Genomic DNA, 25971 nt, shown 5'->3' on the forward strand with positions numbered 1-25971 from the left:
CTCAAGTCGACCCGATTATCTCCGTGAGCCCGGTCACATTAATTCGGAAACAGTCAGCGGGATCAGCAGGTGCGAATCGTCCCCGCCATTTGGCAAGGTTGCCGGTCGACTGTCCCGTTGCGTCCCTGCGGTGCCGCCGTAACCACCCGTCCCATTGAGTCACGTCAGCCGCCGAACGCCCGGAAAAATTGTTCGCCGAAACAGGTTTGGGCAGGTGGCGAAGGGTTGGCAGGCTCTCTGTCGACCAGTAGTGTCGGCGCGTCCGGTGCGGTAACCGATCGCAAGAGGCGACGCCGTGCCGACCCGCCTAATCGTGATTCCACGAGCCGGGGACCCACATGCACGTCCGGGGTGAATCCGCGAGCCACGGCCCGCGGTAGGGCGATCTTCCCGCCCGAATCCGTCAGCTAACCCGGTAGGCGGTGCCGGAAGGAGTTCCATCTCTGTGGTGCACGAACCCATCCCTCGGTCCTCCCCGACCCTCCACGGCGCCGCGGTGCCCGTGCTCGCCCGTCCCGTAGCGACGAGCTGACTCCGGCACCCGCGTCTTTCCGCCCGACCCACCGGGCGTTCCCTGAGCGATCCACCAGCCATCCGCGGACGAGGTCCGCGCGGTGACGCCTACCCGGATTCCGGTACGGCCGCCGGTCGCTCACCCCCCGAACCGTGGAGGAACCGTGAAGCACACCCTGAAGCGTCAGCTCCGTCGGCTGGCCACCCAGCGCCCGTACCAGATCGCTGCCGCGTCCGCCGCGGCCGTGGTGCTGGCATCCACCACCGGCGCCCTGCTCAGCGGCGCCGACCATGCGCCCGCCGCACAGCGCGGCGCCACCGCGGTGGCGGCCGAACTGCGCAGCGACGCCCGCATCGCCTCGCTCGGCGACCAGCAGCCCACCACATCGCCGGCCGGCTCGCCCACGACCAGCGCGCCGGCGGCGAAGAAGGCCGCGAACCCCGACCTGACCCGCAAGCCGGCAGCGCCCAAGCCGCCGGCGAGCAAGGTCCTCGACTACGACTACCAGGCGCAGACGACCTACTTCTACTGCGGGCCCGCCGCCACCCGGAACGCGCTCAGCGCCGCCGGCATCGAACGCAGCCAGGACGACCTGGCCGCGCGGCTCGGCACCACCGAGATGGGCACCAACTCCGCCGAGGACACCACCCGGGTGTTGAACGCGGTGGTCAAGGGCAGCCCCTACAAGACCACCATGTTCCCGAGCGCGCCGCGTCCCGCCCAGATGGACCAGCTCCAGGCCGACATCGTCCGGGCCATCACCGACGGGCGCGGCGTGGTCGCGAACATCGTCGGCGACGCCGTCGACACCGACGGTGGCTGGCACTCCTTCGGCGGCGGGCACTACATCGCCGTCGTCGGCTACCGGGACCAGGGCCGCACCGTGAAGATCGCCGACTCGGCGAACCCGGCGGTGCCGTCGTACTGGATCACCACGATCGACCTGGCGAACTGGATGACGAGCCGCGGTTACTCCGCCTGACGACCGCGTTCACACCGGGCGCCGGCACCCTGGGACGAGGGGGCCGGCGCCTGTTGTCGTTCCGGCCGACTGTCGGATGTTCACACTCGCCGTGCCGGCTCCGCCGATGGCACACTGCGTCCATGAACGACGGTGGCGCCCGTACGACCGGCCGGCCCACCCTTCTGCTGCTGCACGGCATGGGTGCGACCAGTGAGGTGTGGCTGCCCTGGGCGCCACTGCTGCGGCGCCGGTGGGCGGGGCGCTGGCTGGCGCCGGACCTGGCCGGTCACGGCACGTCGCCGCCGCTGCCCGCGTACTCCTTCACCGCACTGGCCGCGCAGGTGGCCGCGGCGCTCGCGCCCGGTGACCGCCTGATCGTGCTGGGGCACTCGCTCGGCGGAGTGGTCGGCCTGACGCTCGCCGCGCGCGGCGCCGGGCTGCCTGTCACCGCTGTCGTCGGACTCGGCATCAAGGTGGTCTGGTCCGCCGCCGAACTGGCGAAGACGCGCGAGCTGGCCGCCCGCGCGGTCGCCTGGTACCCCACCCGGGACGAGGCCGCTCAGCGCTACCTGCGGGTCTCCGGGCTGGCCGGGCTGGTCGCCCCCGACGACCCGAGGGTGACGGCCGGGCTGCGTGAGGTGGACGGGCGCTGGCGACTGGCCATGGACCCGGGCGCGTTCGCAGTCGGCGAGCCGGACCTGGCGGCGCTGGTGGCCGCCAGCGAGGTGCCGGTCCTGCTGGCGCGCGGCGAACACGACCCGCTGGTCACCGACGGGCAGCTCCAGCGCTACGGGGTCCCGGTCGCCACGCTCTCCGGGCTCGGCCACAACGCCCACGTCGAGGACCCGGAGGCGGTGCTGGCCCTGGTCGAGACGTACCGCTGAGCCGGCGGCGGCCTCAGGCGGTGGCGGAGACGGGGTCGGCCTCGGCCGAGCGTGGTGCCGGCGCCTTGCCGGCGGGCTCCAGCTCCCGCCGTGCGGCCTCCAGGAACGCCTCCGCGTACGACTCGGCCGGGAAGCCGCCGAGGTAGCGCCGACGGGTCTCCCAACGACGCGCGGACAGCGGGTCGGTGTCGAGCAGCTGATCCAGCACCTCGTCCAGGTTGGCCATGTCCCGGCGCAGCACGTAACCGGCGGTGGCCAGCGGGAACCGTTCGGTGAACGCGTCGCCGTCGGTGCCCATGTCCGTCACCGCGAACGGCTTGCCGGAGTAGAGGTAGTCCGAGATGACCCCGGAGACGTCGGAGATCAGCGCGTCGGAGCGGTTCACGCACTCCACCAGGCTGAGATCCCGGCTGGCCGCCGTGCCCCAGAGGTGCTGGCGTCCGGTCCGGGTCCGGTCGGCGGCCAGCAGCTCGGTCAACCGGCCGAGCTGCCGGGCGGACGCCGGGTTCTGCGTGGTGTACGGGTGCGCGCGCAGGATGACCGTCACGCCCCGGTCCAGCAGCCGTCGTAGCAGCGGCTCGGCCACCGGCAGCGAGCAGTAGTCGGCGTCCGCGTGGTGGCCGGTCCAGGTCGGCGTGTAGAGGACGGTGCGGGCGGTGCCCACGGGCAGCCGTTCGGCGCGTACCTCGATCGACTCGACCTGCGGACGGCCGACCACCACGAACTTCTCGGCCGGGATGTCCACCCCGACTCGCGCGTACCGCTCGATCGCGGCCTGGCCGGCCACGAAGATCCGGTCGAAGATCGCGGACACCGGGTTGGCGCTCGGCGCCTTGTCGCTGTCGCCGTGGTGCAGCTGGACGTGGGTCAGCTGGGTGAACCGGATGAAGTGGCTGTTCTTGGCGCCGTGGTTGACGTAGAACGCCACCTTCAGGCTCGGCACCAGCACCTCGTCCAGGGCCCGCAGGGTGGGGCAGTAGATCACCGGGGCGGTGGTGGCCGCGGCGATCGGGGCCAGGAACTCCGGCTCGCGCAGCACCACCAGGAACGGCCGACCGATCCGCTCCAGGTACGGCAGCCACATGGTGACCTGGTACTCCGAGCCGGGCGGGGCCGAGAAGTAGAGGACGAACTCCGGCTTGCGCGCCTGGAGGGCCCGGCGTACCGCGCCGCCCGACGCGCGGGGCCGGAACCGCCGCCGGGCCAGGTCCGATCCGACCGCGCCGGCGGCGGCCGCGACCAGCACGGCCGCGACCAGCGCCACCAGCGGCGGCAGGGGTGCCGCGGCGGCCAGCGCCACCACGGCGAGCAGCCCGAGCAGGGCGTCGCCGAGGTGGGTGGCGACCAGCGTGGCCCACGACCGTACCGGCAGGTTCGCGGTGCGGATCTCCAGGCCGCCGGCCTGCCGCAGCGGCCCGACCAGCAGCACCAGACCGAGCACCGCCAGCGCGGTGAGGGCCAGCGCCGGGTCGAACCCGCCGTCGAGCCGACGCGCGTACGCGACGAGCACGGCGGCGGCGATCAACGTCGTCTCGGCGGCGGTGTCCGCGCCGGGGCGGATCCGCCGCTCCACGGCGGCCGCACCGAGGGCGGCGACCGCCAGCGCGAGTCCCCAGCCGGTGGCGCCGGTCAGCGCGGCGGCGAGGAAGGCCAGTACGGCCAGCCCGATGCTCAGGCATCGGGCGATCAGCTTGCGGAACAGGTCACCACGCATGTCGCTCCGTTCAACCGCCGTTCGCGGTCACCAGGCGTCCGGCCGTCAGCCGGCGGTCGCCGGAGTGGCGGTCGCACCGCCGTCGGACGGCACCGTCTGGGCCGGGACCGCCTGCGGCGGCTCACCCTGGGGCCGGCGTACGTCGATCACCTGCCCGGTGAGTTCCGAGATCAGCACGTCAAGTGAGGCCTGGGCCACCGCCTCGGCCGAGAGCAGGGTGTGCTCCGGTTCCTCCCCGAAGGCGCGGGTGCGCATCGGGGTGGCCGTCCGCTCCGGATTGACGCAGTTGACCCGTACCCCGACGTCCGCCCACTCGTCGGCCAGTGCCTGGGTGAGGTTGACCAGCGCGGCCTTGGTGGCCGAGTAGAGCGCGTAGCGCGCCCGGCCGCGGGTGTACGAGCTGGAGGTGTAGAGCAGCAGCTGGCCCTTGGTCTGCTCGAGGTAGGGCAGGGCCAGCCGGGCGACGGTGACCGGCCCGACGAAGTTGACCTGGAGGACCCGGTCCATGGTCTCCTCGTCCATCTCGGCGAGGTTGCCCCTCTCCAGGACGCCGGCGGTGACGACCACGTGGTCGATGCGGCCGGTCGCCTCGAACGCCGTGGTCAGTGCCGCCTCGACGTCCTCGGGACGCTCGACGTGGGTGCCGGTGCTGCTCCGGCTGAACGCGAAGACCTGGGCGCCGTGCCGGCGGGCCAGCTCGGCCAGGTCGTGACCGATGCCGTAGCTGCCGCCGAAGACGACCATGGTCCGGCCGGTCAACTCCTCCCGGTAGCCGCGGTGGTCGACGAGCCGGGGCACCCGGGCGGCGGCGAGCTGGAAGAGCTTGTCCGCCAGGTGGACGTCGACCGGGTGGGTGACCTTGATGTTCTCGTCCGAGCCGTCGATCACCTTGATCGGCGTACCGGGCAGGTAGCGCAGGACCACGCCGCAGTCGTCGGTGGCGGCGAAGTTCGGATCGCCCGCGGCCAGCCGGTAGGCCTCGCGGATCGTGCCGGAGCGGAAGGCCTGCGGGGTCTGGCCCCGGCGTAGCGAGGAGCGCACCGGGATGTCGGTGATGCAGTCCTCCCCGTCGACCTTGATGATCGTGTCCGCCGACGGGATGGCCACGTCCACTGCCGAGTAGGTCCAGAGGGCGTTCACGCACTCGCGGACGATCCGGTGGCTGACCAGGGGCCGCACCGCGTCGTGGAAGAGGATGTTGCAGTCCTCCTCGCCGACCGCGTCGAGCGCGACCCGGGTGGTCTCGTTGCGGGTCTCGCCTCCCTCGATCACCTTGCTGACCTTGCGGAAGCCGGCCTTGTCGACGATCTGCTGCACCTCGCCGACGTGGCCGGTGGCCATCAGCACGATGATCTCGTCGATCTCCGGCGCGGACTCGAAGACGGCCAGGGTGTGCTCGATGATCGGCTTACCGGCGATCTTCAGCAGCTGCTTGGGGATGCCGAGGCCGAGGCGGGTTCCTGTCCCGCCGGCGAGGATCACAGCCACTGTCCGCGAGGGCCGCCAGGGAGCCGGGGTCTCCGGTGCGGCGTCCGGGCCAGTGGTGTGGTCCTGCGTCATTGCCGATCCTCACTTCCAGGCTTTGCGTTAACGAGGTATTCCGCCCGAGCGGCGACCGGATGAACCTTAACGCGTCGAATTCGGTGCCCCAACGGTGGCGACGGGGCGGCCGCACCCGTGCAGGTGAGGCCGCCCCGTCGCCCGGAGATCACTTGCCGTTGGCGAACGCTTCGTACGCCCGCACGACCTCGTCGGTGGGTCCGTCCATCCGGAGTACGCCCGATTCCAGCCAGATGGTCCGTTCGCAGGTGTCCCGGACCGAGGAGAGCTGGTGGCTGACCAGGAAGACCGTTCCGGCGCTCTCGCGCAGCTCGCGCACCCGCTGTTCGCTGCGCTTGCGGAAGCCCTTGTCGCCGGTGGCGAGCGCCTCGTCGATCAGCAGTACGTCGTGCTTCTTCGCCGCCGCGATGGAGAAGCGGAGCCGGGCGGCCATGCCGGAGGAGTAGGTGCGCATCGGCAGCGAGGCGAAGTCGCCGCGCTGGTTGATGCCGGAGAACTCGATGATCTCCGGCGCCTGCCGCTGCACATCGGCCGGGCTCATGCCCATTGCCAGGCAACCCAGCGTCACGTTGCGTTCCCCGGAGAGGTCGTTGAGCAGCGCCGCGTTCACGCCGAGCAGCGAGGGCTGGCCCTGGGTGTACACCGCGCCGCGGTTCACCGGCAGCAGGCCGGCGATGGCCCGCAACAGCGTGGACTTGCCCGAGCCGTTGCTGCCGATCAGGCCGATCGCCTCGCCCCGGTACGCGGTGAAGGTGACTCCCTTGACCGCGTGCACCTCCCGGATGTTCGGTTCGGAGGTGCGGGTGACCATCCGGCGCAGCGCGGCCACCGGGCTGCTGCCGCCACTGGCCCCCTTGTGCACGCGGTAGATCACGTGTGCGTCGTCGACGACCACGGTGGGGATGCGCTCCCGGATCTGCGGCAGCGCGACCGTCACGTCGTTGGACAGCCCGTTCAGCTCAGCCACGGCCGTACTCCTGTTCGCCGCGCCAGAAGTAGAGGTAACCCCCGACGCCCATCACGATCGCCCAGCCCGCGGCGACCAGCCACAGCTGGGGAAGGGAGGAGTTGAGCACCGGTGCCTGCTCCAGCAGCGCGGTCCGGGCCAGCTCGATGTAGACCAGCATCGGGTTGAACTCGACCAGCCGGGTGGCCCAGCCGGGCAGGCTCTCCTCGAAGAGAGCGACGCTGTAGAGCACGCCCGAGCCGTACATCCAGGCCCGCATGACGAACGGCATGACCTGCCGCAGGTCGGAGACCTTGGCGCCCATCCGGGCCACCGCCATGGTGAGACCGGCGTTGAAGACCGTCTGGAGCAGGACCGACGGCACGAGGATCAACCAGGCGAGGGTGATCGGCTCGCCGGTCACCAGCACGATCGCGATCAGCACCGCCAGGGAGCCGAGCAGCTGCTGGAACTGGGTGACGGTGATCGCGAGCGGCAGGCTGGCGCGGGGGAAGTGCAGCGCCCGGATCAGCCCGAGGTTGCCGCTGATCGCCTGGGTGCCCTGCTGCGCGGCGGTCTGGGTGAAGTTGAAGATGAACAGCCCGGTGCAGAGGTACGCGATGAAGTTCGGAATGCTGTTCTGCTTCAGCACGATGCCGAAGATCAGGAAGTAGACCGCCGCGTTGGTCAGCGGGGTGAGGACCTGCCAGAGCTGCCCGAGTCGGGCGTTGCTGTACGACGCGACCAGCTTGGCGTTGGCGTACGCGGCGATGAAGTGCCGGTAGTGCCAGAGTCGCCGGCTGTATTCGGCCAGGGACGGCCGCTCGCCGGCGACCCGGAGTCCGTACCGGGCGGCCAGCTGCGCCTGGGTGAGGCCGGAGTCGGGATCGGCCAGCGCGGTGTTGGCCATGGGTGTGGCGCTCCGATCTTGGAGGTCGAGGTGTTGCGCGCTCGATGGTCTCAGACGTGGCCAGTGCGGGGGAGCGCCGCCTCGTCGCTGCGTGGACAGTAGTCGGAAAGACGTCGGGACGCAACCGTACCGTCGTTGCGCTAGTGTGGTGCCCGTGACGTGCGGAAAGAGTCCCAGGTGACGGCCGGAAAACGACGGGTGCCGGCCGGGGCGGCGGTGCTCCGGGACGACATCACCGCGGCCATCCGCCGCGCCCTGATGCAGGAGCTCGCCGCGGTGGGGTACGGCCGCCTCTCGATCGAGGCGGTGGCGCGCCGGGCGGGGGTGAGCAAGACCGCCATCTATCGGCGCTGGAGCAGCAAACTCGACCTGGTGCTGGAGATCGTCGCGAGCGCCGCGCAGGGCAAGTTGCCGGCGCTTGACACCGGCAGCCTGCGGGGCGACCTCGCGTTGCTGTTCCAGGTGCTGGCGCACGCGTTGCGGCACCCGTTGGCCTCGCAGATCATCCCCGACCTGCTCGCCGAGGCCGCGCGCAATCCGACCATCGACGAGACCCTGCAGAAGATGCTGCGCGCCCGGCAGCAGGAAATCGGCGGACGGATGATCGAGCTGGCCGTGCGGCGGGGCGAGTTGCCCGCCGACACCGACCCGGAGGCGGCGATCGATCTCATCGTCGGGCCGCTCTACTGGCGGCTCGCCATCGCCCGTAATCCGCTCACCGACACCTACCTGGAGATGCTGGTGGAGTCGGTGGCCGTCGGGCTCGGCGCCGGGCCGGCCGTGCCGAAGCCGCGACGGATGGCGCCGGCCGACCGCTGAACCGTCGTCGCCTGGGCGGCGGCACAGCATCGCCGGGTCCGCCGCCGCCGTGCGGGCCGGTGCCGGTCAGCGGGCGGCGTCGACCGGGAGCCGGGAGACGATGTGCCGCGCGATCTCCAGCGAACTCGTCGCCGCGGGGGAGGGCGCGTTGAGCACGTGCACCTGCCGGTCGGCCTCGACGATGAGGAAGTCGTCGACCAACCCGCCGTCGGGCCGGATCGCCTGTGCGCGCACACCGGCGCCGGCCCGGACGATGTCGGTCGGGGTCAGCGCCGGCACCAGCCGCGCCAGGCTGGCCGCGAAGCGCTTCTTCGACAACGACCGGGCCACCTCGGTCAGGCCGTACCGGTAGTGCTGCCGGCCCAGCGCCCACAGCCCGCGGAAGCTGAGTTCGTCCCAGATGTCGCGGGGGCTGATCCGGCCCCACGAGTAACCCTCCCGGGCCGTGGCCAGCACCGCGTTCGGTCCGGCGTGCACGCTGCCGTCGATCATTTTGGTCAGGTGCACGCCGAGGAAGGGGAACTGCGGGTCCGGCACCGGGTAGATGAGGCCGCGTACCAGGTCGCGCCGCTGCGGGACCAGCTCGTAGTACTCGCCGCGGAACGGCACGATCCGCACCGGCGTCGGTACGCCCGCCAGGCGGGAGATCCGGTCGGCGTGCAGACCGGCACAGTTGATCAGTACGTCGGCGACGAACTCGCCGGTGTTGGTGCCGACCACGACACCCTCCGGGCGGGACACCACCCGGGTCACCTCGGTGCCGGTCCGCAGGTCCGCCCCGCCCTCGGCGAGCAGTTCGGCGAGCTTGCGGCAGACCGCACCGAAGTCGACGATGCCGGTCGAGGCGACGTGCAGCGCCGCGACGGCGGCCACGTTCGGCTCGTACTCGGCCGCCTCGGCCCCCTCGATCAGTCGGGCCGGCAGGCCGTTGGCGAGCGCGCGCTGGTGCAGGTCGTGCAGCCGGGGCAGTTCCTCGGCGTCGGTGGCGACGATCAGCTTGCCGCAGATGTCGTACGCCAGGCCGTGCTCGCGGCAGAACTCGACCATCGAGGCGCTGCCGGCCTTGCAGAGAGTGGCCTTCAGGCTGCCGGGCTTGTAGTAGACGCCGGCGTGGATGACGCCCGAGTTGTGGCCGGTCTGGTGAGCCGCCCAGCCGGCCTCCTTCTCCAGCACGGTGACCTGGTCACCCGGCCGGTCGGTCATCAGCCGGTGCGCCACGGCGAGCCCGACGATACCGCCGCCCACCACCACAAACCTGGTCATTCCGTCTCCCCTGCCCGATGCCGCGATCGATGGTAGCCAAGCGCGCCGCGCCCGACGGAGGCACCACCATCGAGGTTGGCCTAGACTGCTGCGGGTCCATCTCTGGGGGAGTCACATGTCTGAGGTCATCGCGCTCGGTCAGCCCACGGTCGGAGAGTCGGAACTGGCCGCCATCGCCGAGGTGTTCGCCTCGGGCTGGCTCGCCGGCGCCGGTCCGACCGGTCGTCGTTTCGAGGAGCGCTTCGCCACCACCGTCGGCACCCGGCACGCCCTCGCCACCAGCAGCTGCGGCTCCGCCCTGCACCTGGCGCTGCTCACCCTCGGCGTCAAGCCCGGCGACGAGGTGGTCGTGGCCGACTACACCTTCCCCGCCACGGGTCACTCGGTGATGTGGGCCGGCGCGACGCCGGTCTTCGCCGACGTACGACCGGACACGTGGACCGTCGACCCGGCGGCGGTCGAGGCCGCGATCACCCCGCGCACCGTCGGCGTCATCGCCGTGGACGCCTTCGGGCAGCCGGCCGACTACGACGAGCTGCGCGCCATCACCGACAAGCACGGACTGTTCCTGGTCGAGGACGCGGCCTGCTCGGCCGGCGCCACCTACAAGGGCCGCCCGGCGGGCAGTCTGGCCGACGTCGCCACCTTCAGCTTCCACGGCCGCAAGGGCATCACGGCGGGCGAGGGCGGGGCGTACGTCACCGACCGTGACGACCTCGCCACGCACGCCCGCAAGCTGCACACGTACGGTGTGGAGGGTGCGCTCACCCGCGCCGAGCTGTCCAACCTCCCGATCCCGAGCTTTACCGAGCTGGGCTACAACTACCGGCTCTCCGACATCTCGGCCGCCATCATGCTCGCCCAGCTCGACCGGCTGCCCGAACTGCTCGCCACCAAGCGCCGCATCGCTGCCCGCTACGGTGAGCTGCTCAAGGACCACGAGCTCATCACCACGCCGTACGAGGCGCCCGACCGCGAGCACCCGTGGCAGTCGTACGTCGTGACGCTCGCCCCATCGGTGGACCGGGGTACGGTCGCCATGGCACTGCGCCAGCGCGGGGTGCAGTGCACCTTCGGCACGTACGCCTCGCACCTGCAGCCGCTCTACGGCCAGACCGACCCGTGCCCGGTCTCGGCGGACCTGTTCGCCCGGCACCTGGCCATCCCGATGCACGCCAACCTCACCGACGCGCAGGTCGAGACCGTGGCCGCCACGCTGATCGACGTCGTCAACACCACGGCCGCCGGCCGCTGATCCCCCAAGGAAGGACAGGCTCCGCCATGTCGAAGCAGACCGTCTTCATCACCGGAGGTGCCGGCTTCATCGGCCTGCACGTGGTGCCGATGCTGTTGGAGAAGGGCTACCGCGTCCGCATCTTCGACAACATGTTCCGTGGTGACCGGGACCGGATCAACGAGCTCGTCGCCACCGGCGACGTCGAGCTGATCGACCAGGACGTCCGCTACGGCGGCGCGGTGCACGCGGCCATGAAGGGCTGCGACTACGTCATCCACCTCGCCGCGGTCTCGATCAACAAGAGCCAGGCCGACCCGTACGAGTCGATCGACATCAACATGGTCGGCAACCACAACGTCTTCGCCGCCGCCGCCGACCACGGCGTCAAGCGGCTGGTGTTCGCCTCGTCGGCGTCGGTCTACGGCGACCCGAAGAAGCTGCCGATGCACGAGGACGATCGGCTCGACCCGCTCACCCCGTACTGCATCTCGAAGCGCGCCGGTGAGGACCTGCTCGGCTTCTACCAGCGCAGCAAGGGGCTCAACTGGATCGCCCTGCGCTTCTTCAACGTGTACGGCCCGGGCCAGAAGCCGACCGCCTACTACACCTCCGTGATCAACCACTTCGTCAAGCGGTTGAAGAACGGCGAGCCGCCGGTCATCGACGGCAAGGGCGAGCAGTCGATGGACTTCATCCACGTCCACGACATCGCGCGCTCGGTGGTCATGGCGATGGAGGCCGAGCAGGGCAACGTGCCGATCAACATCGGCACCGGCATCGACACCTCGATCGCGAGCCTCGCCGAGATCCTCATCAAGGCGGTCGGCGTCGACGTCGCGCCGCAGTTCAACCCGCGCGAGGTGCTGGTCAGCCGCCGTGCCGCCGACATCACCCGGGCCCGTGAGGTGCTCGGCTGGGAGCCGACCATCGCCGTCGAGGACGGGATGACCGACCTGATCAAGACCGAGGTGGCGTGACCCAGCCACCGGCCGCCGGGAGTCCGTCGCCGCACGGGCTCCCGGCGAACCCCTACAACCCGCACGCCTGGATCATCGGCGAGCCGGTGATCGGCCCTGGGACGTGGATCGGCGCGTTCACCGTCATCGACGGGTCCGGCGGGCTGACGATCGGCGCCGGCTGTGACATCAGCTGCGGGGCCCAGATCTACACGCACTCGACCGCGCGCCGTTGCGTTTCGGGGCGTGCCTATGCTTCCGTGGACCGGGCGCCGGTGGTCATCGGCGACCGTGTCTTCATCGGGGCGAACGCGACAGTGATGATGGGCGTCACCATCGGTGACGGCGCCGTCGTCGGTGCGGGCGCCGTGGTGACCAGAGACGTGCCACCCGGGGTGGTCGTGGCGGGGGTCCCGGCCCAGGTGGTCTCCACAGTGGAGCTGGACGGCAGCGATGTCCGGTTCGTGCCCGTAGCGAAGAGCTAGGAGTTCCCGCCGTGCGTATCGCAGTTGTCAACAACTTCTTCCCACCGCGGGCGGGGGGCAGCTCGCACCTGTCCGAGTCGCTCGCCCGGGGGTACGCCGCCGCCGGCCACGAGGTGCTGGTGCTCACCGCCGCCTACCAGGACGCCCCGGAGACCGAGGAACGTGACGGGCTGCGGATCGTCCGGTTGCCGGCCTGGATGCTGCCGCAGACCCGGCTCGCCGTGAGCTTCGACATCTCGTTCACCACCCGACCGAGCCTGCTGCGCCGCGTGCGCCGGCTCCTCGACGACTTCCAGCCGGACGTCATCCACCAGCACGGCCAGTTCTTCGACCTGACCTGGGCGACCGCGCTCTACGCGCGCAAACGCGGCGTGCCGGTGCTGCTCTCCATCCACACCCGGTTGGAGAACCCGCAGGCCCGGTACGCGAAGGTGTTCCGGGGCCTGGACGCCACCATGGTCAAGCCGTTCATGTCGCGCTCCAAGCCGCGCCTGGTGGTGATGGACGTGCTCATGCAGGAGTACATCGAGGCCCGCTACCGCGGCGCCTACTCCGGCCTGGTGCCGATCCCCGTCGGAGTGGATCCCGACTGGGTGTGCGGCGGGGACGGCGAGCGGGTCCGGGAGCGGTACGACCTGGGCAACTCCCCGGTGATCCTGTCCGTGGGCCACGTCATCCCGCTCCGCGACCGGATCGCCCTCGTCGAGGCCCTGCCCGAGGTGCTGGCCGCGGTGCCGGACGCGAAGCTGCTCGTCTGCGGGCAGGTCTACTACAACGTGTTCGCCGAGCGGGCCCGGTCACTCGGCGTCGAGCACGCCGTCATCGCCGCCGGCAAGGTGCCCAAGAGCGAGATCCCGGACTACCTCGCGGCCGCGACCGTGGAGTCGCACGAGCAGGGGCTCGGTCTCGGCACGGCGACCCTCGAGGCGATGGCCGCCGGAATCCCGGTGGTCGCACCGGCACGGGAGGACAACTTCCCCGGGATCGCGCTGCGCGACGGCGAGAACGTACTGCTCAGCCAGCCCGGCGACGTGCCGGGGCTGGCCAAGCGGCTGATCACCGCGCTGACCGAGCCGGGCCTGGCCAAGCAGATCGGCCTCAACGGGCAGGCGCTGATCCGGGAACGGTTCAGCCTGGACCGGGTGCTCCAGCGGCACCTGGAGGTGCTCACCGAGATGGCGGCCTCGCGCCGCCGCTGACGTACGCCAGAAACGGCGCTGCCCCCGACCCGCTGGTCGGGGGCAGCGCCGTTTCGTGCCGGCGACGGGTCAGCGCGTGGGCGCCGTCGCGGTGGCCGGCGTGTCGGTGCCGGACCGGGGAGCGGGCAGCTCCGTCGCGGCCGTGGTGGTGGCCGGCTCGACCTCAGCCGCCTTGCGAAGCTGCCGCACGCCGGAGAGGGCGGCGATGCCCGCAGCGAGCAGGTCGGCCACCGTGAAGATCAGCCGGGAGGCGAGCGCGATGCCGGTCGCCGCGCCGATCCCGCCGGCGCCGGCCAGGAACGGCGCCATGGTGGCGACGAGCACGGCCTCCCGTACGCCCAGGCCGGACGGGGAGAGGAAGGCGAACATGCCGACGGTCATCGCGATGGCGAACGACCCGATGCTGCGTAGCAGACCGCCGACGCCCGGCGCGGCCTGGGCGTTGGCGAGCAGCCACAGGTGCACGCCGAAGAGCGCGTAACCCAGGGCGCTCCAGCCCACCACCCGCAGCACGCCGGGGAGGGTGAGCTTGTGCTGCAGCGGCGGTCGGCGCAGCAGCTTGAGGACGATCTGGATGAGCCGGGTCAGCACCGCCGGAATGGCGCAGACCAGGGCGATCGGGAACAGGACGGCGACGATGTAGAGCGCCACCCGGACCGGCTCGGCGTACTCGGCGCCGGAATCGGCGGTGGCGTCGAGGAGCGACGGGAGGCTGAGCAGCCCGACGCCGAGCGCGGCGACGACTCCCAGGCCGAGCGCGACCAGCGTGGCCAGGAACGCGCGGGCCCGCGGCAGGCCGGCGCGACGGCCCAGCTCCATCTGCAGGACGTACGCCCAGACACTGCCCGGAATGTACTTACCGAGCTGGCCGACCATCAGGATGCGTAGCGCGGCCGGCACCGACACCCGATGCTCCAGGTCCTGCGCGGCGGCCCGCCAGGCCATCGAGTTGGCGAACATGCCGGCCAGCACGGCCAGCACGGCCAGCACCACCGACGACCAGGCGAGGCCGAGCCAGGTCTCGCGTACCTGCGGCCACTGGCTGATCACGCTCCAGGCCATGCCGGCCGCGATGGCGACGATCACCACGACCCGGACACCGAGGGACAGCCAGCGGGAACGGCTCTTCCCGGCGTCGGCCCCGGTGGGCGGTGCGGTTGCCGTCTCGACCTGCTCTGCCACGGCCGTCCCGTCCCTTGCCTCGCCCTGAGACCCTTCCGGGTCGCCTGCACAATTCGCCGAGGGTAGCGCAGGCATCCACCTACCACGAAGGTGGGCCGGTCGGTGAGTCGGGGGTCGGGCAATCGGCGCCCGACATGGTCCAGGTATGCCGGCCACCGCGCGCGCTGCTACGGTCTGCAACGCTGCCCCATACCCCAAGGAGAGCTGTTGTGATCCCGATTTCCGTCGTCAAGCTGGACGAGGCGGCCGAAAGGTTGGCGGTCGAGGTGATCCGCTCCGGCGTCATCGCCCAGGGACCCATGGTCGCCCGGCTGGAGCGTGAGTTCGCCGACCTGGTCGGTGTCGAGCACGCGGTCGCGGTCAACAACGGCACCACCGCGCTGGTGGCCGCCCTTCAGGTGCTCGACCTCCAGCCCGGTGACGAGGTCGTGACCAGCCCCTTCACCTTCGTCGCCACGCTGAACGCGATCCTCGAGGCGGGCGCGACCGCGCGGTTCGCCGACATCCGTGAGGACGACTTCTGCGTCGACCCGCAGGCGCTCGCCGCCGCCGTCGGACCGCGTACCAAGGTGCTGATGCCGGTTCACCTCTACGGCCAGCCGGCCGACATGGACGCCATCGCTCCGCTCGCCCAGCAGCACGGTCTGGGCCTGGTCGAGGACACCGCGCAGTCGCTGGGCGCGACGATCTCCGGTCGCGGTGCGGGCAGCTTCGGGCTCGGCACCTTCTCGCTCTACGCCACGAAGAACCTCACCACCGGTGAGGGCGGCATGATCACCACGAACGACGCGACGCTCGCCGACCGGCTGCGGGTGCTCCGCAACCAGGGCATGCGTCAGCGCTACCAGTACGAGGTGGCCGGTCACAACTACCGCCTCACCGACCTGCAGGCCGCGCTCGGCATTCCGCAGATCGCGGCGTACGGCGACAACGTCAAGCGCCGCAAGGACAACGCCGCCCGGCTCTCCGCGGGCCTGGCCGACGTCCCCGGGCTGCGCCTGCCGACCGAGCTGCCCGGCCGCTCGCACGTCTGGCACCAGTACACCGTGCTGGTCACCGACGAGGCCCCGGTGAGCCGGGACGAGGTGATCGCCCGGCTGACCGAGCAGGGTGTGGGCTGCGGCATCTACTACCCGAAGACGGTCTACGACTACGACTGCTACCGCGACCACCCCCGCGTGGTGGCCGACCCGGCCCCGGTGACCGAGCGGGTCGTTCGGCAGTGCGTCTCCCTGCCGGTGCACCACCACCTGACCGACAGCGAGGTCGACCAGGTCGTCGACGCGGTCCGGAAGGCGGTCGGCGCGTGAGCGGCAAGCTGCGTTTCGCCCTGGTCGGCACCGGGGTGATGGGGTCCCTGCACGCGCGCGTGATCGCCCAGTCGGAGCGGGCCGAGCTGACCCGCGTGATCGAACCCCGGCCCGCGGTCGGCGAGCAGGTCGCCGAGCGGTTCGGCGCCAGCTGGGCGCCGAACGCCGACGACCTGTCCGACGTCGACGCGGTCGTGATCGCGGCGCCCACGGAGTTCCACCACGGCCTCGCCCACCAGGTGCTCGCCGCCGACAAGCCGTTGCTGATCGAGAAGCCGGTCTGCGGCAGCCTCGCCGAGACCGAGGACATCGTCGCGACGGCCGAGAAGCGTGGCGTGCCGCTGCTGTGCGGCCTCCTGGAGCGGTTCAACCCCGCCGTGCAGACGGCCCTGGCCCTGGTCGACCGTCCGGTCCACCTGACCGCCACCCGGCACTCGCCGTACGCGCCGCGGATCCGTACCGGCGTCGCCTGGGACCTCCTCATCCACGACGTCGACCTGGCCATCCAGGCCTTCGGCGGCGAGGAGCCGGCGACGGTCCGGGGGACGCTGGGCCACTTCCACCCGGACTCGCTGGCCGAGGCGGAGGACATGGCCGAGACCCTGCTGAGCTTCGGCTCCGGCGCCCTGGCGAACGTCTCCGCCAGCCGGATCGGCCAGCGCAAGGTCCGGACGCTGGTGATCAGCGAGGTCGACCGGCTGATCGAGGCCGACCTGATCCGTAAGGACGTCACCATCTACCGGCACGTGTCGCTGGACGCCGCCACGCCGGACGGCCGCGGCTACCGTCAGCAGAGCATCATCGAGGTGCCCGAGCTGCTCACGAACCGCGAGCCGCTCGCCGCCCAGCTGGACCACTTCCTCGACATCGTCGCCGGCACCGCCGACGCCGACGTCGAACGGCAGCGGATCCTGCCGGCGCACCGGGTGGTCGGCCGGCTCTTCGAGGGCGCCACCGCCTGATCGGGTACGGCGGGTACGTCGGTCTGGTGCCCGGAGAGATGTCCGGGCACCAGACGCGTTTCTGTCCGGTTCACGCCGTGTGCGCGCTGTTCGCGCAGCTCTCCGGTGTCGCTGCTCCGCCGACCCGTCGCCCAGATCGTGAGCCGGAGGTTTCGGGTAGGCTGCCGCCCGGACAACAGCGAGCGCCGGGTCCGGTGCCCGTCCCCACACCTCGTTCGCCACCCAGATTCAAGGATGTGCCGTGCCGAATGTGGATACCCTCGTAACCGATCGGGACGGCGTGTCAACGCGGTCTGACGCCCAGGGGCAGACGACAACGGGACGATTCGGCTCGCTGGTCGCCGGCCTGCCAGCGTTGCTCACCGACGGCGCGGTCTACGCGTTCGCGCTCTGGACCGTGCTCTACCACGCGGCCTTCCTGGTCCATCTCCGGCCGTCGGTGACCTTCCTGGTCTGGCTGGTCTGCTGCGTGCTCCTCGGCGCCTACCTCGTGGTCCGCCGCTGGCGGCGCCGCCCGACCCCGACCTCGGGCGACGACCGGGACGAACGAACCGGATCCAGAGCGGCGACCATGGACCGGCGGTGGCTCCTGCCGACCGTCGCGGCGGCGGCGCTCGCCGCGGTCACCGCGGGGCTGGACGGAATCTCCTGGTGGGTGCCGGCGCTCGCCGGCCTGGCCGCGGCCGTCGGCGCGGTGCTGCTGACCCGGCGGGCCTGGCTCGCCCTCCCCGGCACCGGTTCGGACACCCCCGTCGAAAAGCCCTGGCAGTCCGTCTACGCCCTGGTCGCCTCGGGGCTCGTCGGCGTCGCTTCGCTCTTCATCGCCCGGAACACCCCGGACGACGTGTTCTACGTCGGCAAGTCCGTCTGGATCGCCGAACGCGACATCGTGCCGCTGCGCGACTTCCTCTTCACCGAGCAGGTGGCTCCGCCACTGTCGTCGCAGCCACCGATCGCCTCGATCGAGGTGCTCGCCGGCGCCCTCGGCCGGGTCTTCGGCATCCACGCGGCCTCGGCCACCTGGTACGTGCTGCTGCCGGTGCTCGCGGTGCTCGCGGCGCTGTCGCTGTGGCGGCTCATCCAGCGCTGGGCGCCCCGCCGGCCGGTGCTGGCATTCACGGTGGCCCTCGCCTTCCTCGCCTTCGTCTGCGGTGACGACGCCGCGCTCGGCACCTTCCACCTGCCCCGGCTGCACGAGGGCAAGGGCATGTTCGTGTCGGCGGTGGTACCGCTGTTGTGGGTCTACCTGACCCGGTGGTTCGACACCCGCTCCCGGAAGGACCTGGCCGCGATCGTCGCGATCTCGATCGTGGCGACCGGCCTCACCTCGACCTCGGTGATGATCCTTCCGCTGGTGGTGGGCGCCGCCGGCCTGGGCATGCTCCTGGTCGGCCGGTGGCGTGACGCCCTGGTGGCCGGGGTGGCCGTCATGTTCTACCCGGTCGCCTCGGTGATCGTCACCCGCATCACGCTGGGCCCGATGACGTCGGTGATCGCCAGCGCGCAGTTCTTCGACGCGGAGGGCACCTACCGGCGGACCCTGCTGGTCGGCGTGCTCGGGGTGATCTGCGGGCTCGCGCTGTGGTGCGGCCCGTTCCTGGTACGTCGTGGCACGCCGGCGCTGTTCGCCGCCGGCGCGGCCGCCGCCATGAGCCTGCTGCTCGTCCCTGGTGTGCTCGAGGCACTCAGTGCGGGGTCCGGGCTGGCGGCGGTGCTCTGGCGGGTGCCGTGGTTCGTGCCGCTGCCCGCCCTGGTGGGCCTGCTCTGCACGATCGACGTTCCACCGCTGGCCCGGGTGGCCACCCTGCGGGCGGTGGTGGGTGGCGTGCTCGCGGCGGTGTTGGTGGGTGCGTTCGCGGTTGCCGGCACGCCGATGTGGTCGGCGCGCAGCTTCGTCGAGGTCCACGAGCGGCCGACCTGGAAGCTGCCCCAGCAGCGACAGAAGATCGACTTTTGGATCTGGAACCTCGACGACCGTCCGCCTGGCCTGCTGCTCGCACCGTCGACGCTGATGCGCACCATGCCGATCGTCACAAGCGAGGTGCGGGTGGTCATGGCGCGTAACGGCTACCTGGTCGACTACGACATGAATTCCCAGTTCTCCCAGGACCGGCTCAAGCTGGCGGCGTTCGCCGACGGGGTGGACGAGATCGCCCCGGTCGCCGAACTGGCCGCGGCCATGGACCGGCTGGACGTGGGCACGGTCTGCGTCTACAACGGCAACCGGAAGGCTCGCGATCTGGCCCCTGAGCTGGGCTTGGTGAAGTTCGCCTCGCGTAAGGCCCCGGGCGCGGTCACCTGCTACCGCCGCACCGCCTGACCGCCGCGTGGCACCCAGTCGTCTTCCTCATATTGAATGGAGTTAAGGTCCCTGACGCCGACCGTTCTAGTCGAAACCGGACGGCTCGTACGACCGACCCCAGAACGCCCTGGGCTTAGCCCGGGCCCACCCGATGGGAGCGTACTCGTTGTTCCGCAAGTTGATGGGACCGGCGGGAGTCGCCGCCCGCGGCGCGCTGCTGCTGGTGGCCTACTTCGTGCTGCTCGCCGCCGGCGCGCTCGGCTGGGCCGTCGTCTTCGCCGTGGCGGGGCTGATCGCACTCGCTGGTGAGTACGCGCTCGCCCGCTGGTCGCCCGCCACGCACACCCTCCTGGAGAAGGTCGGTCTGCGCGGCGACTACCGGCAGCTCGCCCGCGACCTCGCCACCGCCCTGCTGGTGGTGGCTGCGGTCCGTCCGAGCATGGGTGAGCTGAGCCTGATCCTGCTGCTGCCGGCCGCGGTCTGGCTCATCGCGATCTTCGCGGGCGCGCTCAAGACGATGATCGACCGACGCAACCCGGTCTCTGCGCTGGTACGCAACATCGACCTGGGGCCGATCACCTTCGCGCCCCGACCGCCGGCCTGGACGTCCCGGCTCGCCGGCGACCGGCTGGCTCTGGTCAACATCGCGCTCGCGCCCGCCGCGGTGGTCGCGGCGTTGCTGGACACCGCCACTCCGGTCGTCGCCGTGGGCGGTGCGGCGCTGGCCGTCGCGGCGCTGGTCGGTGCGATCGTCGCCGCCACCTGGCTGCGCGGCCGGGGCAGCGGACCCGGCCCGCTGATGCCCGCGGTGCAGCGGTGGCTCGACAGCTACCGGCCGGAGGCGGCGCTCTACTTCGCCGGCCCCGCCAAGGACGTCTACCAGGCCAACATGTGGCTCGCCCCGATCGAGGCGCTCGGCCAGCGGGCGGTGGTGCTGATGCGCAGCCGGGAGGCGTTCTCCGAACTCGCCGACACCCGGCTGCCGGTGATCTGCGTACCGGCCAGCGTGGACTTCATGAACCTCGAGTTCGGCAGCATCCGCGCGACGCTCTACGCGGCGAACGTCGGCGCGAACATCCACATGCTCCGGGAACCGGGCATGAAGCACGTCTTCGTGGGGCACGGCGACAGCGACAAGGCGGCGAGCGTCAACCCGTACAGCAAGGTGTACGACGAGGTGTGGGTCGCCGGCCTCGCCGGCCGGGAACGGTACGCCCGTGCCGGAGTCGGCGTGCTCGACTCCGACATCGTCGAGATCGGACGCCCGCAGCTCGCCGGTGTGCACACCTTCGGCGCGGAGTCGGTCGACCGGCCGTTCACCGTGCTCTACGCCCCGACCTGGGAGGGGTGGCTGGACGACGACCCGTACCACACCTCGCTGGTGCTGATGGGGCCGCGGATCGTCAAGGCACTGCTGGCCACCCGGCCCGAGGTGCGCCTCATCTACAAGCCGCACCCGCTGACCGGCACCCGGTCGAAGGAGGCCAAGGCGGTGCACGAGCGGGTGGTCGAGATGATCCGGACCGCCGGCGGCGACGTCGACGCGACCTCGCTCGACGGCACCCGGCACCTCGTGGTCACCGGCCGCACGCCCGGGCTGTTCGACTGCTTCAACCAGACCAACCTGCTGATCAGCGACGTGTCCAGCGTGGTCTCCGACTTCGTGCAGAGCGAGCGGCCGTACGTGGTGGCGAATCCGGGCGGGCTGCCGGAGGACGAGTTCCGCCAGCAGTACCCGACCTCGCGGGCGGCGTACCTGCTGTCGCGGGACTGCGGCGAGCTGGAGAAGATCGTTTCGGTGACCCGGGCCGGCGACGACCCGATGACCGAGGCCCGGCGGGAGCTGAAGACCTACCTGCTCGGCCCGGCCGACGCGAACCCGATGGACCGGTTCCAGGAGGAGATCAGCCGGCTCTGCGGCTGACCCCGCACAGGTGACGGCGGTGGACGGAGCGACTCCGTCCACCGCCGTTTCGTCGTTCGGGAGGCCCTACCGCTGGGGCGGGTTCGCCACGTCGCGGGAGACGACCTCGCCCTTCTCGTCGACCCAGCCCTTCGGCCGGGCCGGGTTGCCGGCCACCAGCTGGTACGGGGCCACGTCCCGGGTCACCACCGAGCCGGCCGCGATCATCGCGTACTCGCCGATCTCGACACCGCAGACGAGTGTCGCGTTCGCGCCGATCGAGGCGCCCCGCCGCACCACCGTCGGCGTGATCGTCCAGTCCGGGTTCTGGGCCCGGGGCCGGAAGTCGTTGGTGAAGACGGCGCTCGGGCCCACGAAGACCTCGTCCTCCAGGGTCACGCCCTGGTAGACCGAGACGTTGTTCTGGATCTTGACGCGGTCGCCGACGGTGACTGTCGCGTCGACGTACACGTTGCGCCCGATGACGCAGCCGGCACCCACCTTCGCCGACGACCGGATGTGGGCCAGGTGCCAGACCTTGGTGCCGTCGCCGACCTGGGCGCCCTCCTCCACGTCGGCGGTGGGGTGGACGAAGACGGAGGGTGCCGGGGAAGTGTTGTCAGTCATCCTTCAACTCGCATCGGGTCGCAGGGTGCGCCGTGGCGCCGTCGGTGAGCCGCGCCGGCGGATGCCGGGAACCGGTCAGCGGCCGCGCGGATCGGGGCAGCCGCGCGCCCGGCGGGACGGAGCGTGCGGGCCGGGGCGCGGGACCCGGCGTAGCATAGCGAGCGCTCAGCCGATCAGCTCGGCCACCGCGTCCCCGGCCGGAACGTCCGCCGGCAACGCCCGCGCCTCGACCACGGCCGCCACCGGCAGCGGGCCGTACAGGTGCGGAAACCGCTCCCCGCCGCGCGACGGCTCCCACCGCAGCCGGTCACCGAGCCGGGCCGGATCCACGGTGAGCAGGGTGAGCCCGGTGGCTCCGGTGAAGTGCCGGCGGGCCGTCTCCACCAGCTGATCGGCCGCGGACAGATGGATGAACCCGTCCTGGCGGTCCACCGCCGTGCCGTTCAGCCGCCCGGCGGCGCGGGCGTCGTCCCACTCGGTCGTCGGCAGCAGCTTGTAGATCACCTGTGCAGGGTACGCGGGACGCCCCCGGGCCAGGTCCGGCCGACGACGTCCCGCGACCCGTTTCCCCGGTACCGGCCCGGCGCGTACGCCCGGCCCGGCATGCTCGAAGGCGGAGCGGGTCGCGGAGGGATGGGCGATGCGGAACTACGACGACGACTGGACCGACAGCCAGCGTGCGCTGTACGACGAGTGCTACCAGGCCGGCGGCGAGTGGGCCGAGGACCCGGACACCTCCTCCGACGACGTGCAGTACGTGATCAACCTGGCCGAGGGGGACGACGACTCCCTCGGCGACGCGGAACTCGACTACCCGCCCCTGGTCGACGCGGTCACCCAGGCCACCGGGGAGAACATCACGAGCGTGCCCGCGAGCCACGACGACCCGGCCTTCCGGGGATTCCTGGACGGGGTACGGGACGCCGTCGGGGACGACACCTTCGGTCTCTGACCACCGGCCGGGACCGGTGTCCGCACCCACCTTCCGCGCCCCACCCCGGCGGCCGTCGCCGAGTCGGCCGCGCGCACGCCTCCGCCGTCCGGCGCGGCCTGCCACCGGGGCGGCCCTCCCGCCCGCACCTGCCCATCTGCCACCATTCCCAGGACCGACGGTTCGACGGATGGGGGCATGGTGCGGATCCTGCTGGTCGAGGACGATCGTCGGGTGGCCGCCGCTCTGTCGTCCGCGCTGGGCCGCCGTGGCTACGAGGTGGAACACGCGGCCACTGCCGCCGCGGCGCTCTCCGCCGCCCCGTGCGACCTGGTGCTGCTCGACCTGACGCTGCCCGACGGGGACGGCACCGACCTGTGCCGGGAACTGCGCCGGCGCAGCAGCCAGCTCGGCATCATCGCGGTCACCGCCCGGGGCGAGGAGCGGGACCGGGTGCTCGGCCTGCGGCTCGGCGCCGACGACTACGTGGTCAAGCCGTTCTCGATGGTGGAGCTGCAGGCCCGGATCGAGGCGGTGCTGCGTCGTACGGCGCAGGCCGCGCCGGAACGCAACCTGATAGAGGCCGGCTCGGTACGCATCGACGTCTCGGCCCGTACGGTGACCGTCGACGGCCGGGACGTCACGCTCACCCGCAAGGAGTTCGACGTCCTGCTCTCCCTCGCCCGGCAGCCCGGGGTGGCCGTGCCGCGCGACCGCATCCTGCTCGACGCCTGGGGCACCACGTGGACCGACCGGCACACCGTCGAGGTGCACGTCGGCTCGCTGCGCGGCAAGCTCGGCGATCCGCGGCTGGTCGAGACCGTACGCGGCATCGGCTATCGGCTGCGGAACGAGTGAGGTAGATCGGTGCGTCGTCGGCTGGTGATCAGCTACCTGCTGCTGATGGTGCTGGTCCTCATCGCGCTGGAGACCCCGCTCGCGCTCATCCTCGCCACCCGGGAGACCGACCGGGTACGCGCCGACCGCCTCGCCGACGCCACCCGGTTCGCGTCGCTCGCCGGGCCGGCGCTGCGCGGCGGGAGCGCCGGCCCGCTCGAGAGCGAGCTGCGCAGCTACGACGAGCTGTACGGCATCGGCGCGGTGGTGGTCGACCGGGACCGGGGCATCGTGGTCGCCTCGACGAGCTGGCGTGCCGCGGCGGGTACGACCGTGGCGCGGGACGCGGCCCTCGCCGGGCAGCAGGTCAGCGGCCCGGAATCGGTGTGGCCGTGGCTGCGCGGGCCGGTGATCGTCGCCGTGCCGATCAACGACGGCGGCGAGGTGCTCGGGGCGGTCGTCACCGCCAGCCCGTCCGCCGCGCTACGCCGTACGGTCACCACCTGGTGGCTGCTGCTCGCCGGGATCGGCATGCTCGCCGTGCTGGCCTGCGTACTGACGGCCTTCGGCCTGGCCGGCTGGGTGTTACGCCCGGTCACCGAGCTGGATGCGGTCACCCACGAGATCACCAAGGGGGATCGCAGCGCCCGGGTGCAGCATCACCTCGGCCCACCGGAACTGCGGCGGCTGGTGGCCAGTTTCAACACCATGGCGGACGCGGTGTCGGACGTCATGGACCGCCAGCGTGCCTTCGTCGCCCACGCGAGCCATCAGCTCCGCAACCCGTTGACCGCGCTGCGGCTGCGGGTGGAGGAGCTGGGCCCGAGCCTGACCGACCCGGAGGGCCGGACCGAGCACCGGCTGGCCCTGGAGGAGACCGACCGCCTCGCGCTGGTGCTGGACGGGCTGCTCACCCTGGCCCGCGCCGAGCGTGAGGAGAACGAGCGGGTAACCGTCGACGCGGCAGAGGTGGCGGCCTCCCGCGTCGCCGCGTGGCGACCGTTGGCCCGCCACCGGTCGGTCTCGCTCGGCCTCGTCACCCGCGACGCGCCAGCGTACGCCCGGACCGTCCCGACCGCCGTGGACCAGGTGCTCGACGCGCTCATCGACAACGCCGTCAAGTTCAGCGGGGCCGGCGGTGAGGTGACCGTGACCGTGGCGACCTGCGACGGGGGAGTGGCGCTCGAGGTGCGGGACAACGGGCCGGGGATGACGGCGAGCCAGCTCGGCCAGGCGACCGAGCGGTTCTGGCGGGCGCCGGACGTGCAGAACGTGGACGGCGCGGGCCTCGGCCTGGCCATCGCGGCCGTGCTGATCGACGCGTCGGACGGGCGGCTCACCATGCGGGCGGCAGAGCCCCGTGGCCTGGTCGCCGGGCTCTGGTTTCCCGGTCCGGACGACGGGCCGAAGCCACCCGGGCCCGATACCGACCCGGTGCCGCAGCGGCACCCGACGGCGGTCCCGGTCGCGGGCGCGCGGCAGTAGACCGGGCCGCTACCGGCACCGGCGCGGCGCCGGGTCAGGGTTTCGTCGCGCGGTACCAGGCGGCCGCGCCGGGATGCAGCGGCAGCGGCGAGGTGGCGATCGCCGAGCGGGGACTCATCCGTCCGGCGGCGGGGTGCGCGGCGGCCAGCTCCGAGCGTCGCTCCATGAGCAGGCGGGTCACGTTCCGGACCAGTGACTCGGGCAGGTCGGTGCGGACGATCAGGAAGTTCGGATCGGCGACCGTGGTGACCGGATCCACCCCGTACACCGAGCGCGGGATGTCCCGGGAGACGTACACCTCCCCGTAGCGTTCCCGCAGCGGTTCGGTCCAGTCGCCGAGGTCGATGATCCGGGTGGGGCTGCCCGCCGCCAGGTCGGCGATGGCCCGCACCGGCAGGCCGCCGGAGAAGAAGAACGCGTCGATCCGGCCGGACCGCAGCGCGGCCACCGACTCGTCCAGGTTGAGCCGGGCCCGGTGGATCAGGTCGCCGCTCAGCCCGGCCACGTTCAGCAGGCGGGTCGCGGTGATCTCGGTGCCGGAGCCGGCCGGGCCGAGGGAGACCCGCCGACCGCGCAGGTCGGCGATCGTGTGCACCGGGCCGGCACCGGATGCGACCAGATGCAACTGGTCGTCGTAGACCCGGGCGATCGCAGCCACCCGGGGTTCCGGGCCGGGCTCCGCCGGCAGCACGTCGGCCTGGGTGAAACCGAGCTCGGCCTCGCCGGAGCCGACCAGGCGTACGTTCTCCGCGGAGGCGGCGGTCACCACGACAGTGGCCCGGACCCCGGGCAGCTCCCGGTTGAGGATGGCGGCCAGCGACTCGCCGAACGCGTGGTAGACCGCGGTCGGGCTGCCCGTGGCGATCCGGATCGTCACCGGCTCGCCGGGCGTGTCCCGGCATCCGGCGAGGCAGACGGTCACGGCGAGCAGCACCGCCAGCATGGCTGCGGGTGGGGCGGCGCGCCCGGGCCAGGTACGAC

At 71.8% G+C, this 25971-nt stretch carries 23 protein-coding genes and 1 riboswitch; of the genes, 14 read left to right on the top strand and 9 right to left on the bottom strand.

Annotated elements, in window-relative coordinates:
* The first annotated feature begins 294 nt into the window (after positions 1–294).
* Positions 295–437: riboswitch (cyclic di-AMP (ydaO/yuaA leader) on the top strand.
* Between the two features lie 240 nt (positions 438–677).
* Positions 678–1496: a C39 family peptidase gene (locus BXA10_RS10520; RefSeq protein WP_076470103.1), complete on the top strand. Its 819-nt coding sequence runs from the start codon at positions 678–680 to the stop codon at positions 1494–1496.
* 122 nt (positions 1497–1618) lie between these two features.
* The gene (locus BXA10_RS10525) at positions 1619–2362 is read left to right on the top strand and encodes an alpha/beta fold hydrolase (protein ID WP_076470104.1); all 744 of its coding nucleotides are present in this window, start codon (positions 1619–1621) and stop codon (positions 2360–2362) included.
* Between the two features lie 13 nt (positions 2363–2375).
* Here the strand turns inward: BXA10_RS10525 and BXA10_RS10530 are convergent, their stop codons facing one another.
* From BXA10_RS10530 to BXA10_RS10545, 4 genes are all read right to left on the bottom strand, one after another.
* Positions 2376–4076 carry a CDP-glycerol glycerophosphotransferase family protein gene (locus BXA10_RS10530; RefSeq protein WP_076470105.1) on the bottom strand — a complete coding sequence of 567 codons (1701 nt, stop codon included), beginning with the start codon at positions 4074–4076 and terminating at the stop codon, positions 2376–2378.
* A gap of 45 nt (positions 4077–4121) precedes the next feature.
* Positions 4122–5636 carry a bifunctional cytidylyltransferase/SDR family oxidoreductase gene (locus BXA10_RS10535; protein WP_076470106.1) on the bottom strand — a complete coding sequence of 505 codons (1515 nt, stop codon included), beginning with the start codon at positions 5634–5636 and terminating at the stop codon, positions 4122–4124.
* Between the two features lie 148 nt (positions 5637–5784).
* A complete protein-coding gene (locus BXA10_RS10540; RefSeq protein WP_084752609.1) occupies positions 5785–6594 on the bottom strand; it encodes an ABC transporter ATP-binding protein in 810 nt (269 codons plus the stop codon).
* Position 6595: 1 nt separating this feature from the next.
* Positions 6596–7492, bottom strand: a complete 897-nt coding sequence (locus BXA10_RS10545) for an ABC transporter permease (protein ID WP_076470107.1) — start codon at positions 7490–7492, stop codon at positions 6596–6598.
* 216 nt (positions 7493–7708) lie between these two features.
* Between BXA10_RS10545 and BXA10_RS10550 the strand changes: the two genes are divergently transcribed.
* Positions 7709–8311 carry a TetR/AcrR family transcriptional regulator gene (locus BXA10_RS10550; RefSeq protein WP_076470277.1) on the top strand — a complete coding sequence of 201 codons (603 nt, stop codon included), beginning with the start codon at positions 7709–7711 and terminating at the stop codon, positions 8309–8311.
* 66 nt (positions 8312–8377) lie between these two features.
* Here the strand turns inward: BXA10_RS10550 and lhgO are convergent, their stop codons facing one another.
* On the bottom strand, positions 8378–9574 hold the full coding sequence (lhgO, locus tag BXA10_RS10555) for an L-2-hydroxyglutarate oxidase (protein ID WP_076470108.1): 1197 nt from the start codon (positions 9572–9574) through the stop codon (positions 8378–8380).
* 115 nt (positions 9575–9689) lie between these two features.
* On the opposite strand from lhgO, the gene BXA10_RS10560 reads away from it, so the two are divergent.
* From BXA10_RS10560 to BXA10_RS10575, 4 genes are read left to right on the top strand one after another with little or no spacing between them, the layout of a single operon-like run.
* Positions 9690–10829: a DegT/DnrJ/EryC1/StrS family aminotransferase gene (locus BXA10_RS10560; RefSeq protein ID WP_076470109.1), complete on the top strand. Its 1140-nt coding sequence runs from the start codon at positions 9690–9692 to the stop codon at positions 10827–10829.
* Positions 10830–10855: 26 nt separating this feature from the next.
* The gene (locus BXA10_RS10565; protein ID WP_076470110.1) at positions 10856–11788 is read left to right on the top strand and encodes an NAD-dependent epimerase/dehydratase family protein; all 933 of its coding nucleotides are present in this window, start codon (positions 10856–10858) and stop codon (positions 11786–11788) included.
* On the top strand, positions 11785–12252 hold the full coding sequence (locus BXA10_RS10570; RefSeq protein ID WP_076470111.1) for a DapH/DapD/GlmU-related protein: 468 nt from the start codon (positions 11785–11787) through the stop codon (positions 12250–12252). Before BXA10_RS10565 ends, BXA10_RS10570 begins: the two co-directional genes overlap by 4 nt.
* Before the next feature lie 11 nt (positions 12253–12263).
* On the top strand, positions 12264–13451 hold the full coding sequence (locus BXA10_RS10575; protein ID WP_076470112.1) for a glycosyltransferase family 4 protein: 1188 nt from the start codon (positions 12264–12266) through the stop codon (positions 13449–13451).
* Positions 13452–13520: 69 nt separating this feature from the next.
* On the opposite strand, the gene BXA10_RS10580 is transcribed toward BXA10_RS10575, so the two are convergent.
* Positions 13521–14633 carry a lysylphosphatidylglycerol synthase domain-containing protein gene (locus tag BXA10_RS10580; protein WP_245828204.1) on the bottom strand — a complete coding sequence of 371 codons (1113 nt, stop codon included), beginning with the start codon at positions 14631–14633 and terminating at the stop codon, positions 13521–13523.
* Between the two features lie 209 nt (positions 14634–14842).
* On the opposite strand from BXA10_RS10580, the gene BXA10_RS10585 reads away from it, so the two are divergent.
* The 4 genes from BXA10_RS10585 (at position 14843) to BXA10_RS10600 (ending at position 21131) form a co-directional block, all read left to right on the top strand.
* Positions 14843–15943: a DegT/DnrJ/EryC1/StrS family aminotransferase gene (locus BXA10_RS10585; RefSeq protein WP_076470113.1), complete on the top strand. Its 1101-nt coding sequence runs from the start codon at positions 14843–14845 to the stop codon at positions 15941–15943.
* Positions 15940–16905 (top strand): Gfo/Idh/MocA family protein, encoded by a 966-nt coding sequence (locus BXA10_RS10590; protein WP_076470114.1) that lies wholly within the window; start codon positions 15940–15942, stop codon positions 16903–16905. Before BXA10_RS10585 ends, BXA10_RS10590 begins: the two co-directional genes overlap by 4 nt.
* A 241-nt stretch (positions 16906–17146) precedes the next feature.
* On the top strand, positions 17147–19225 hold the full coding sequence (locus BXA10_RS10595) for a DUF6077 domain-containing protein (protein ID WP_139337954.1): 2079 nt from the start codon (positions 17147–17149) through the stop codon (positions 19223–19225).
* 148 nt (positions 19226–19373) lie between these two features.
* Complete coding sequence (locus BXA10_RS10600; RefSeq protein WP_076470278.1) at positions 19374–21131, top strand: CDP-glycerol glycerophosphotransferase family protein; 1758 nt, start codon at positions 19374–19376, stop codon at positions 21129–21131.
* A 66-nt stretch (positions 21132–21197) separates the two neighbouring features.
* Here BXA10_RS10600 and BXA10_RS10605 read toward each other — a convergent pair whose 3' ends face one another.
* On the bottom strand, positions 21198–21737 hold the full coding sequence (locus BXA10_RS10605) for an acyltransferase (protein ID WP_076470116.1): 540 nt from the start codon (positions 21735–21737) through the stop codon (positions 21198–21200).
* 165 nt (positions 21738–21902) lie between these two features.
* Entirely contained in the window at positions 21903–22241 is a 339-nt protein-coding gene (locus BXA10_RS10610) for a DUF952 domain-containing protein (protein WP_076470117.1), read from the bottom strand.
* Positions 22242–22377: 136 nt separating this feature from the next.
* Between BXA10_RS10610 and BXA10_RS10615 the strand changes: the two genes are divergently transcribed.
* The 3 genes from BXA10_RS10615 to BXA10_RS10625 all read left to right on the top strand — a co-directional run bounded on the left by BXA10_RS10615 (position 22378) and on the right by BXA10_RS10625 (position 24990).
* The gene (locus BXA10_RS10615; protein ID WP_076470118.1) at positions 22378–22689 is read left to right on the top strand and encodes a hypothetical protein; all 312 of its coding nucleotides are present in this window, start codon (positions 22378–22380) and stop codon (positions 22687–22689) included.
* A 177-nt stretch (positions 22690–22866) separates the two neighbouring features.
* Positions 22867–23526, top strand: a complete 660-nt coding sequence (locus tag BXA10_RS10620) for a response regulator transcription factor (protein ID WP_175649164.1) — start codon at positions 22867–22869, stop codon at positions 23524–23526.
* Positions 23527–23535: 9 nt separating this feature from the next.
* On the top strand, positions 23536–24990 hold the full coding sequence (locus BXA10_RS10625; protein ID WP_084752544.1) for a sensor histidine kinase: 1455 nt from the start codon (positions 23536–23538) through the stop codon (positions 24988–24990).
* Between the two features lie 34 nt (positions 24991–25024).
* Here BXA10_RS10625 and BXA10_RS10630 read toward each other — a convergent pair whose 3' ends face one another.
* Entirely contained in the window at positions 25025–25933 is a 909-nt protein-coding gene (locus tag BXA10_RS10630; protein ID WP_084752547.1) for a TAXI family TRAP transporter solute-binding subunit, read from the bottom strand.
* Positions 25934–25971: the final 38 nt, after the last annotated feature.

Source organism: Micromonospora avicenniae, assembly GCF_900156065.1.
In the GTDB taxonomy this organism is placed as follows: Bacteria; Actinomycetota; Actinomycetes; order Mycobacteriales; family Micromonosporaceae; genus Micromonospora; species Micromonospora avicenniae.